The sequence below is a fragment of the Rhodococcus sp. C26F genome (assembly GCF_053345925.1).
Genome location: NZ_JBKFBA010000078.1, coordinates 1 through 10,510 on the forward strand (window position 1 = coordinate 1; position 10,510 = coordinate 10,510).

General features: G+C 65.3%; 9 protein-coding genes. 2 read left to right on the forward strand and 7 right to left on the reverse strand.

Going from position 1 to position 10,510, the window contains the following annotated elements; translation table 11 throughout:
* Nucleotides 1-119: 119 nt before the first annotated feature.
* The 3 genes from ACLBYD_RS29875 to ACLBYD_RS29885 all read right to left on the reverse strand — a co-directional run bounded on the left by ACLBYD_RS29875 (nucleotide 120) and on the right by ACLBYD_RS29885 (nucleotide 4,597).
* Nucleotides 120-1,646: a sugar transferase gene (locus ACLBYD_RS29875; protein WP_447819286.1), complete on the reverse strand. Its 1,527-nt coding sequence runs from the start codon at nucleotides 1,644-1,646 to the stop codon at nucleotides 120-122.
* A 194-nt stretch (nucleotides 1,647-1,840) separates the two neighbouring features.
* The gene (locus ACLBYD_RS29880) at nucleotides 1,841-3,889 is read right to left on the reverse strand and encodes a heavy metal translocating P-type ATPase (protein WP_447819287.1); all 2,049 of its coding nucleotides are present in this window, start codon (nucleotides 3,887-3,889) and stop codon (nucleotides 1,841-1,843) included.
* Between the two features lie 48 nt (nucleotides 3,890-3,937).
* Nucleotides 3,938-4,597 (reverse strand): DUF305 domain-containing protein, encoded by a 660-nt coding sequence (locus ACLBYD_RS29885; RefSeq protein WP_085469807.1) that lies wholly within the window; start codon nucleotides 4,595-4,597, stop codon nucleotides 3,938-3,940.
* 190 nt (nucleotides 4,598-4,787) lie between these two features.
* Here ACLBYD_RS29885 and ACLBYD_RS29890 point away from each other — a divergent pair, with 190 nt between their 5' ends.
* Both ACLBYD_RS29890 and ACLBYD_RS29895 read left to right on the forward strand, forming a co-directional pair.
* Entirely contained in the window at nucleotides 4,788-5,474 is a 687-nt protein-coding gene (locus tag ACLBYD_RS29890; RefSeq protein WP_088897953.1) for a response regulator transcription factor, read from the forward strand.
* Complete coding sequence (locus ACLBYD_RS29895) at nucleotides 5,471-6,589, forward strand: sensor histidine kinase (protein ID WP_447819288.1); 1,119 nt, start codon at nucleotides 5,471-5,473, stop codon at nucleotides 6,587-6,589. The genes ACLBYD_RS29890 and ACLBYD_RS29895 overlap by 4 nt, the downstream gene beginning before the upstream one ends.
* Here the strand turns inward: ACLBYD_RS29895 and ACLBYD_RS29900 are convergent.
* The 4 genes from ACLBYD_RS29900 to ACLBYD_RS29915 form a co-directional block, all read right to left on the reverse strand.
* Nucleotides 6,580-7,017 carry an SRPBCC family protein gene (locus tag ACLBYD_RS29900; RefSeq protein WP_447819289.1) on the reverse strand — a complete coding sequence of 146 codons (438 nt, stop codon included), beginning with the start codon at nucleotides 7,015-7,017 and terminating at the stop codon, nucleotides 6,580-6,582. The two genes, ACLBYD_RS29895 and ACLBYD_RS29900, sit on opposite strands and share 10 nt — an antisense overlap.
* Before the next feature lie 107 nt (nucleotides 7,018-7,124).
* A complete protein-coding gene (locus ACLBYD_RS29905; protein ID WP_447819290.1) occupies nucleotides 7,125-8,189 on the reverse strand; it encodes an MBL fold metallo-hydrolase in 1,065 nt (354 codons plus the stop codon).
* Between the two features lie 172 nt (nucleotides 8,190-8,361).
* Nucleotides 8,362-9,333 carry a choloylglycine hydrolase gene (gene bsh, locus ACLBYD_RS29910; protein WP_447819291.1) on the reverse strand — a complete coding sequence of 324 codons (972 nt, stop codon included), beginning with the start codon at nucleotides 9,331-9,333 and terminating at the stop codon, nucleotides 8,362-8,364.
* Between the two features lie 124 nt (nucleotides 9,334-9,457).
* A partial coding sequence (locus ACLBYD_RS29915) for a sugar transferase (RefSeq protein ID WP_447817367.1) occupies nucleotides 9,458-10,510 on the reverse strand: 1,053 nt, incomplete at its 5' end.

Sequence of the window (10,510 nt, forward strand, 5' to 3'; positions counted from 1 at the left end):
CGCCGGAAGGGCATGCGAGTAACCTTCCGGCGGGGCTCGACGTCACCGTGCAGGGGACGGCGACAGCCTGAAACACTACCGTGAAGTTGATCTTGGGGCGAGAATCGCTCCATCGAAGGTCAGTACGCGCCTTCGCTGGCGACGACCGCCTTCACGGTCTTCATGATGATCAGCACGTCGGAGACCATGGACCAGTTCTCCACGTACGACAGGTCCAGACGCACCGACTCGTCCCACGACAGGTCCGAGCGGCCACTGACCTGCCAGAGGCCCGTGACACCGGGACGTACCAGCAGACGACGCTTTACCCGACCGTCGTAGCTCTCCACCTCGCGACGCAGCGGCGGACGCGGACCCACGACGCTCATCTCGCCGCGCACGACGTTGATGAACTGCGGCAGCTCGTCGATGCTGAACCGGCGCAGGACCCGGCCGACACGAGTGACGCGCGGGTCCTCCTTCATCTTGAAGAGCAGACCGGCACCCTCGTTCTGATCGAGCAGCGTGTCGACCAGCTTGTCGGCGTTCTGCACCATCGAGCGGAACTTGATCATCCCGAACGGAGTTCCGTCGAGTCCGATGCGCTCGGCCTTGTAGAAGACCGGACCGCCGTCCTCGAGCTTGATCAACAGTGCAACGACAGCGAAGACCGGCGCCAGGCACAGCAACGCGGTGAGCGAGAACGCGAGGTCGAACAGACGCTTCCCGCTGCGCTTCGCACCGTGATAGCTCGGCTTCTCCACATGGATCAGCGGCAACCCGGCCACCGGGCGCATCTCGATGCGCGGACCGGCGACGTCGACGACGCCGGTCGCCACCACCAGATCGGCGCGCTCGGGTTCGAGCTGCCACAGCAGGTCACGGATGCCCTCGTGGCCGAGGGTCTCGGTGGCGGTCACCGCCACGGTGTCGGCACCCGAGGCGCGCAACGCTTCGACGACGGTGTTCTCGTCGCCGTGGATCGGGATCTGCCGTCCGTCCACATCGATGCTCTCGCCCGGCACACCGGAATAACGCGGCACGCACACGCCCACCACGCGATAACCCTCGCCGCTGCGACGCTGGAACGTGCTGGCCATGTGACGAACTGCGCGAGCGCCACCCACCACCAGCACCGAGGTCGTGAATTCACCCTTCCTGCGACGGCGTGCGACGACCCGTCGCCAGACCCACCGGAAGAACAGCAGTCCCGCGAGACCGGCGGGCAGAGCGATGGCGAGATAGCCGCGCGCAAGCTCCATCCGGAAGATGAGCGCCACGATGGCAACGAGGCCGAAAAGATTGAGCGTCGCCGAAACGACGCGCTGATACTCCTCGAAGCCGGCGCCGATCACCCGCCTGGAGCGTGTACGGAACAGGGAAAGAAATGCGATCCACGCCGCGCCGAACGCGACAGAGATCAGCGTGTAACTCAGTGTTCCGACGCCGTCCATGGTGACGAGCGAATCCTGTCCGAACCGCACCACATGCGCGAGCACGATAGCCAGCACGACGACCGCACTGTCGGTCAGGAACAAAGTGTTGACGTAGGACTTCTGCCAGCTCCACCTGTTGGATGGTCCACTGACGACCGACTCGCCGACACTGCTGTCGGCACCGGAAATACCTTGCACAGCATCGTAGTTCGTGTGACGAACTGTGGTCATGACGGAAGAACCCTCACAGTGTGTCTCCTCCCCGAGACGCGTCGACACTCGAGCACCTCCCTGCGCTCGGACGTCGACAAACCCCGTATATCGGTGCCGCGTCCTCCGTGGCGGCTCCGATACGTTATGCGATTGAGATCGTCTCACAGAACTGTTGCGTGCGCGCGACAACAAAAGAGAAGTTATCGAGAAACTCATCCGTCGGTAGCGTGCTCGGGGTCGAGATCGAGGCGCCGGAGCGTCTGGGCGTTGAGCGCGACGACGATCGTCGACGCCGACATGAGCACCGCAGCCACGGCCGGCGAGATCGCGACACCGGCGAAAGCGAGCACACCGGCTGCCAACGGAACGGCGACGACGTTGTATCCGGTTGCCCACAGCAGGTTCTGCCACATCTTGCGGTAACTCGCGTGCGAGAGTTCGACGATGGACAGCACCGCTCGCGGATCGTTCGCGGCGAGGACGACGCCGGCCGACTCGATCGCGACGTCCGTGCCGGCGCCGATCGCGATGCCGACGTCGGCCCGCGCGAGGGCAGGTGCGTCGTTGACTCCGTCGCCGACCATCGCGACGGTGTGCCCGCGCTTCTGCAGCTCGGCGACCTTCGCGTCCTTGTTCTCCGGCAACACTTCGGCGAACACTTCGTCGATGCCCAGATCGGCGGCCACGGCATCGGCCACCTGCTGGGCATCACCGGTGATCATCGCGACCATCACGCCGCGCGCATGCAGCGCGTCGACGGCCTGGCGGGACTCGTCGCGCACGGTGTCCTCGAGCGCCACTGCCCCGAGTACCCGCCCGTCGGAGGCGACGTGCAGCACCGATGCGCCACGTCGTACCCATCCGTCGGTGACAGCGGCGACGTCGTCGGGCACCGACAACTGCAGGGAGCTCAGCATGGACGGTCCACCGATCGTCACCTCCACTCCGTCGACGAGTCCACGCACGCCTCGGCCGGGCAACGAGCGGAAGTCCGTCACCACCCTCCGCTCTGCGGACGGCACGCGGGCATCGGCGGCAGCCACGATAGCGCGCGCGACCGGGTGCTCGCTGTCGGCTTCGACCGCTGCGGCCAGGGCGAGCAAGTGTTCCTCGTCGGTCCCCGCCCTCGCGACGACACCGGTGACCTCATGCTTGCCCTGCGTGAGAGTGCCGGTCTTGTCGAACAACACCGCGTCGACGGTGCGCATGCGTTCGAGCGCCAACCGATCCTTGACGAGCACACCCGCCCGAGCCGCGCGTTCGGTCGAGATGGCGATCACCAGCGGGATCGCCAAACCTAACGCGTGAGGGCAGGCGATGACGAGAACGGTGACGGTACGGACCACCGCTTCGTCGAGATTGCCGAGCAACGTCCATACAAGGAAGGTGAGAGCACCCGCGATCGCGGCGAAGTAGAAGAGGAAGGCCGCGGCGCGATCCGCCAAGGCCTGTGCGCGGGACGAGGACGCCTGGGCATCGGCGACCATGCGCTGGATGCCGGCCAACGCGGTGTCCTCCCCCACCGCCGTGATCCGCACCCGCAACGCGCTGTCGGTGGCGACGGTGCCCGCGACCACCGTGTCACCGATGTCGCGGGTGACGGTCTTCGATTCACCGGTAACCATCGATTCGTCGACCTCGGCGGTCCCGTCGATGACCGTGCCGTCGGCGGGCACGCGTGCTCCCGCGCGCACAAGCACCACATCATCGAGGGACACGTCGTGCAGCGGCACCTCGACCACGCCGTCGTCGGTGACCTTCTCGGCGGTGTCCGGCAACATCGCGGCCAGCGCTTCGAGTGCGCCCGACGCCGAACCCAGCGCCCGCATCTCGAGCCAGTGGCCGAGCAGCATGATGACGATCAGCAGCGCCAGTTCCCACCAGAAGTCCAGGTCGAAACCGCCGACCTCGAGAGTCGTGGCCCACGACGCCACGAAGGCGACCGTGATGGCCATGGCGATCAGCAGCATCATCCCCGGTCGGCGGGAGCGCAGTTCGGCCCAGCCGCCGGTCAGGAACGGCACGCCGCCGTAGAAGAAGATCACCGTGCCCAGTACCGGTGGGATCCACTCGACGCCCGGAACATCCGGAAGGTGATAACCGAAGAGCTCGGCGACCATGTGGCTGAAGACCACGACCGGCACCGATAGGACCAGACTGACCCAGAACCGTCGCCGGAACATCTCACCGTGCGCGCCGTGCCCCGCGTGACGATCGTGGCCGGCGTGCTCGTGGGTGTGTTCGTGCACCTGCTGGGACATCCTCGGCTCCTCCCTCGGCCGGCGGGACGAACCCGCGACGCGGATCGGCTACAGAGTGGTCAACAACTGACGCATCGTGTCGATTTCCTTCTGCTGGGTGTCGACGATGGTGCGGGCCAGCTCGACGGTATCGGGGTACTGCCCGTCCTCGATCTCGTCCTGTGCCATCTCGATCGCTCCCTCGTGGTGGGCGATCATCTGCTCCAGATACAGGCGGGCCGCGTCGACACCCTGCGCGTCGGACAGTGCCTGCATGTCCTGCTCGCTCATCATCCCGTCCATGTGCGGCATGTCGTCCATACCCGGCATGCCCGAGACAGACGGCATGCCGGACATGTGGCCGTTCATTCCAGGAGCGTCGTCACCGCGCATGGGCATGCCCCATTCCTCGAGCCATGCCTCGAACTGCTCGATCTCGGGTTGTTGCTCTGCCTTGATCTGCTCGGCCAGCGCCCTCACCGGCTCCGGGATGCCGTCCTTTGCCAGCAGCATGTCGCTCATCTCAATGGCCTGCGCATGGTGCGGGATCATCATGCGCGAGAACATCACATCGTCCTGGTCGAACCGCGCGGAGTTCGCCTCGGCGGATGTCGGAGCCGAAGTGGCGGTCGCCGTGGTTGCTTCGTTGCCACTGGAATCACTGCACGCAGACGTCGTGAATGCCACTGCCAGCGCGATCGCACCGGCAGCCAGAGCCTTCTTGTTCATGGCATCCACCCTCGCGTGTGCGCTCCCGGGTTCCGGTGGAGATCTCATGAAGATTTGCTCAAGAAGTGCGGGCACATCGTCAGCACCACGGCGGGTGGTGATGATGGATGCCATGCCTTCCTCTGTTCGCCCAACGGGACCATCCGGCGGATCCGCACCCGCCCCGAGCTCGACCGGCCGGATGCGAGCCATGGTCGTCGAGGACGAGGAGTCGTTGGCGAAGCTCGTGGGTTCGTATCTCGAACGCGACGGCTTCGACGTGACGATCACCGGCGACGGATCCGAGGCCGTGACCCTCGCGCGGCAGGTCGACCCCGACATCCTGGTGCTCGACCTCGGCCTACCCGGACTCGACGGTGTCGAGGTGTGCCGGCAACTGCGAACCTTCTCCGACGCGTACGTCGTGATGCTCACCGCCCGCACCGAGGAAGTCGACACCTTGATCGGTCTGTCCGTCGGAGCCGATGACTACCTGACGAAACCGTTCAGCCCGCGCGAACTCATGGCCCGCATCCAAGCGATGCTGCGTCGTCCCCGGACCACTGCACGGATCTCAGCCTCTACGGGCCGGCAGGACCGCGTGTTCGGCGATCTGTCCATCGACGTCGACGGACGGGAGGTCGCCGTGCGCGGCACACCGGTCGCGCTCACCCGTACCGAGTTCGACATCCTCGCTGCCCTGGCGCAGGACCCGGGAGTCGTGTTCACCCGGGCACAGCTCATCGCGGCCGTGTGGGGACAGAACTGGGTCGGCGACGACCACCTCGTGGACGTGCACATCGGCCATCTGCGCCGCAAACTCGGCGACGATGCGAACCAGGGACGTTTCGTGCGCACCGTCCGCGGCGTCGGCTACCGGATGGGTACAGGACGATGACGTCCGGCTCCCCCACCGCGACGAGTTTCGGCACCCGCCTGTTCCTCGCGCTCGTCGCCGTCGTCGTCGGATGTGCCGTCAGCGCATGGCTCGTCGCGTCCGCTCTCGCTCCCGGGATCTTCCACGACCATCTCGGACAAGCGGGCATCGATCACGATTCGAGCCAGGCCGCCCACGTCGAAGAAGCCTTCACCTGGGCCATCGTCCTCGCGTGGGGTCTGGCGGTCGCGATCGCGGTGCTGTTGGCCTCGGCGGTCAGTTGGTACATCGCGCGACGGATACAGCGTTCGCTCGACACGGTGACCACCTCCACCGCGCAGATCGCCGGAGGTCGCTACGACACCCGTGTCCCCAGCCCCGAGCTCGGCCACGAATTCGACGAACTGGCAACCAGTTTCAACGAGCTGGCACGACGCCTGGAAGCCACCGAAATCACAAGGCGCAGAATGCTCGCCGACCTCGGGCACGAAATGCGCACACCCATCGCCACACTCGACTCCTATCTGGAAGCACTCGAGGACGGCGTCCGCACTCTCGACGACGACACCCGGCAGATTCTGCGAGCCGCCACCCACCGGCTGAACCGCCTGGCACAGGACATCACCGCGGTCTCCCGGGCGGAAGAGCACCTCACCCGCATCCATCGGGTGCCCACTACCACCGGCACCCTCGTCGCCACGGCGGTCGACGCGGTGCGCGAGCAGTACGACGGCAAAGGCGTGACGTTGCAGGTCGAGGTCGTCGAATCTGCGCCGGTGACGGTCGATCCCGACCGGCTCGGACAGGTGCTGGCGAACCTGCTGGACAACGCCCTACGGCACACACCGGCAGGAGGAAACGTCACCGTCGCCACTCGCATCCTCGGCGGCGACCGAACGGAGATCACCGTGACCGACACGGGTGTCGGCATCGCGCCCGACCACCTCGACCACCTCTTCGACCGGTTCTACCGCGCGGACACCGCCCGCGACCGGAATCACGGCGGCAGTGGCATCGGCCTGACGATCGCACGGGCACTCGTCGAAGCCCACGCCGGTCGCATCCACGCGCACAGTGACGGACCGAGCTGCGGAGCCCGGTTCACTCTGGAACTGCCGACGGCGAGTCAGGCGTAATTGGACAGGACGAACTCGGTCAGCCCCTTCCGGACCGCTTCGACCGCATGCTTCTGCCCGCGCTTCAGCACGAAGCCGGGAACCGGGACCTTCGGTTCGAGCGACATGGTGACGTGCACGCGGGTGCCGCGCTCGGTCGGTTCGAGCGCGTACTCCCCGTCCTGACTGCGCTGCATGGAACTCTCGACGAGAGTCCACGACGTCGACTTCTCGGTCCACGAATGCTCGATGATCTGGGTGTCGGAGAAGCCGAGCAGCGACAGGGTCATGCGGATCCGAAGCGGCCGGCCGGCGTCGTCCCGGGTGAGCACCTCGACGCTCTTGTGGGCCGACGACCACTCGGGGATGCGCTCGACATCCTCGAGGGCGCGCATCACCTGCTCGGGTGTGGCCTCGATGTCGAATCGATCGGAGACGCTGGCCGCCATGTCGGGTCCTCCTCGTCGGGAAACGCGGTACATCCACCAGATGACCCCGGATGCCCCACGCCGAAACCCCGCCGACGGTGCCGGCGGGGTTCGGGCCGTGCTGTCGATCAGCTGTCGACGCGCACCTCGTCGCCGGTGATGAGGAAGGTCATCAGGTCGGTGCCGACGGTCAGCGGGCCGTCGTAGTTCTCCCGGGTGCGTTCGACGAGCGTCTCCTCGGAGATCCCGGGGACGCGGCCGGGGATGCCGTTGACGATGTGGCTGTAGACCGCCATCTTCGGCTGGGTCTGCGCGAAGATGTCGCCCGCCTGCTGCGGGTTCGTGTGATGCGCGTACACGCTGGGCAGCGCAGACGGATCCTCGAAGTCGGCCACCTCGTGCACCAGCACGTCGACACCTTCGCCGAACTTCAGAACGTTCTCGGTGGGCACGGTGTCGCCGCTGATGAGCACCGACTTGCCCGCATAGTCGACGCGATAGCCGACCGCCGGCTGGATGGCACCGACCGGATCGTGCTCCACGGTGAACATGGTGACGGTGACGCCGTCCTGGTCGAAGACGACGCCGTCTTCTGCGAACTCGTGCGATTCGATCGGCGTGGTCGCGGGATCGACTTCCTTGTCTGCGACGCGCACGTCGATGTCGTTGCGGTAGGTGCTCTGCATTCCGTCGCCAATGTTCCGGACGCCGACGGGTCCGTAGAGCTGGAAGGCACCCTCGCGCCCACCGAGCGCCGGAACGTAGCTGCTCATCCAGAGGTCGGACAGACCGTTGATGTGGTCGGAATGGAAGTGGGTGAGGAAGACGGCATCGACCTGACCGACCGGAACGCCGGCCTGCGTGAGGCGCACCGTGGCTCCGCGTCCCGCATCGAAGACGAGGTTCAAGCCGTTGGCCTGGACCAGCGTGGACATGCCGTAGCGCTCGGTGCTCGGCACCGGGCTGCCCGTGCCGAGCAGCGTCACACGCATCTCTCCCTCGGCGGGAGCGTCGGAGGCCGGGTGAGCGGAGTCCGTGGGCGAACCATCCGACGCCGTCGTTTCCTGGGCTGCGGGTGTCTCCTGAGCTGCAGATTCACCGGAGCTGCAGCCCGTGAGTGCGAGCGCGAGAACACCCGACACCACTACTGCCGCCGTGCGGATCCGGCCGAATTCGAATGAGCGTCGTGACACCGAAGGTTCCTTCCGAGGGAACGAGAGATTTTGTACGCACTGCGTACCTATTGAACGCTGTGCGTACTTACTGTGCGGGTCGTCACAGCAGAAAGTCAAATCACGAAGTCGTCTCGGAAGACGGGAACGGCCCCGGAGACGAAACTCCGAGGCCCTTCCGATCGAGCTGCGTTCAGTTCTGCATGAGGACCTGCTGGCTCTTCACCAGCGGATACGACGCCAGATTGCTCCCGTCGAGGTCCTCTTTGTGCATGTCCACGCCGGTGATCTGGCTGTTCTCGTAGGTGCGGTAGTAGTAGATGCCTTTGTGGGTGTTGCAGCATGACGAGTAGATGGTGATCTCGTACTTGTCGTCGAGCCGAACACATCCGCGTTGTTGCTCCACGGAACCGAGGATGTGGAAGAACTGGCTGATCGCCTCGGACTCCGATTCGCCCGATACCGAATTCACCTTGGTGAAGGCGGCCTTGACGAAACGCGACATCGAGGACAGGTCTCCCGGCAACCCCACAGCACCGAGGCCGCGACTGTAGGTATCGAAGGGGATCTCCTTCGAGAAGCGCGGCTCGGGTGGATCGACCGACAGACTCATGTAGTTGTTGATGTTGAACAACTGGATGTCGAACGTCGGGTTGTTCGTGAGGACCTGGATCGGGTTGTCGTGGACCTTCAAGCCCTCGTCGACGGATTCGACGGTGATGGACTCGTCACGGTCGGAAATGATCCAGTGCAGTGGAGACGGCGGGAACTCCTCACTGAACGCGATGTCGACGACGCGCACGTTCGACAGTGCTTCCTGTACCTGCGCGACGGTCTCGAACTGACCGAGGACCCAGGGGATGAACTCGAAGGAAGCGATATTCGTCCCGTGCTCCGATACGGGCTTGTAGTCGGCATTGTCGGGGAAGTTCAACCCCGCCATGCTCAAGCCCTTCTCGTTGGTCGCGTCGTAGTAGAGCGGATAACCATCGGCGACGGTCGCCATGCCGATCATGGCGTGATGCGTCTTCAGCGACGGCACCCTGCGGAACTCGAACGGAAAGTTCCGCGGCGTGACCGTCACCGCTTCCCGGTAGGAGTATTCGAGATCGAGATTCCGGCCGAAGTAGTGGTCCTTGGCGGTGTAGTTGGCGGCTGTGCACATGCGGCTACCTCCGAACTGTTTCGTCCACGGTATCGGCATATTCGTGGACTCATGGCGGTTCGGCCGGTACGCATACGAGAACGGCCCCGGAGTCGAACTCCGAGGCCGTTCTCTTCACGCTTGCTCAGTAGGCGCCGTCGCTGGCGAGCACGGCCTTGACGGTCTTACCGATGATCAACACATCGGAGACCATCGACCAGTTCTCCACATACGACAGGTCCAGGCGCACCGACTCATCCCACGACAGATCCGACCGGCCACTGACCTGCCAGAGTCCCGTCACTCCGGGGCGCACCAACAGCCGGCGCTTGACCCGACCGTCGTAGGCTTCGACCTCACGCCGCAACGGCGGACGCGGACCCACCACGCTCATCTCGCCACGAATGACATTGAGGAACTGCGGCAACTCGTCGATGCTGAACCGACGCATCACCTTGCCGATACGGGTGACCCGCGGATCGTCCTTCATCTTGAACAGCGGACCGGCACCCTCGTTCTGCGCCAGCAACGTGTCGACCATCTTGTCGGCATTGGTCACCATCGAGCGGAACTTGATCATCCCGAACGGCGTGCCGTCGATGCCGATACGCTCGGCCTTGTAGAAGATCGGACCCCGATCCTCGAGCTTGATGAGCAGGGCGACGACCGCGAACACCGGAGCCAACGCCAGCAATGCCAGGCTTGCGAACGCCAGGTCGAAGATCCGCTTCCCCGAGCGCTTGGCCCCGTGGTAGCTGGGCTTCTCCACGTGGATCAGCGGCAGACCGGCGACCGGGCGCATCTCGATCCGCGGACCGGCCACATCGACCACACCGGTGGCGACCACCAGGTCGGTGTCGAGCGGCTCGAGCTGCCAGACCAGATCGTGCAACCCCTCGCTGCCCAGGGTTTCGGTGGCGGTGACCACCACCGAGTCCGCCCCCGACAACTTGAGTGCTTCGACGACGGAGTGTTCGTCGCCGTAGATGGTGATCTCCCGGCCGTCGACATCGATCACATCACCGGGGGCACCCGAATAACGGGGCACACAGACACCGACGACGCGGTAGCCCTCGCCGTCCTTGCGGGAGAAGGTGCGGGTCATATGCCGCACCGCTCGCGCGCCACCCACAACGAGTACCGACGTGTGGAAGTCGCCCCGAGCACGCTTGCGCGCGATCACCTTCCGCCACACCCA

Excerpts from the sequence above, each read along its gene's own strand:
- ACLBYD_RS29875 (WP_447819286.1), bottom strand. The coding sequence starts at position 1,646 with ATGACCACAGTTCGTCACACGAACTACGATGCTGTGCAAGGTATTTCC.
- ACLBYD_RS29880 (WP_447819287.1), bottom strand. The coding sequence starts at position 3,889 with ATGTCCCAGCAGGTGCACGAACACACCCACGAGCACGCCGGCCACGAT.
- ACLBYD_RS29885 (WP_085469807.1), bottom strand. The coding sequence starts at position 4,597 with ATGAACAAGAAGGCTCTGGCTGCCGGTGCGATCGCGCTGGCAGTGGCA.
- ACLBYD_RS29890 (WP_088897953.1), top strand. The coding sequence starts at position 4,788 with ATGGTCGTCGAGGACGAGGAGTCGTTGGCGAAGCTCGTGGGTTCGTAT.
- ACLBYD_RS29895 (WP_447819288.1), top strand. The coding sequence starts at position 5,471 with ATGACGTCCGGCTCCCCCACCGCGACGAGTTTCGGCACCCGCCTGTTC.
- ACLBYD_RS29900 (WP_447819289.1), bottom strand. The coding sequence starts at position 7,017 with ATGGCGGCCAGCGTCTCCGATCGATTCGACATCGAGGCCACACCCGAG.
- bsh (WP_447819291.1), bottom strand. The coding sequence starts at position 9,333 with ATGTGCACAGCCGCCAACTACACCGCCAAGGACCACTACTTCGGCCGG.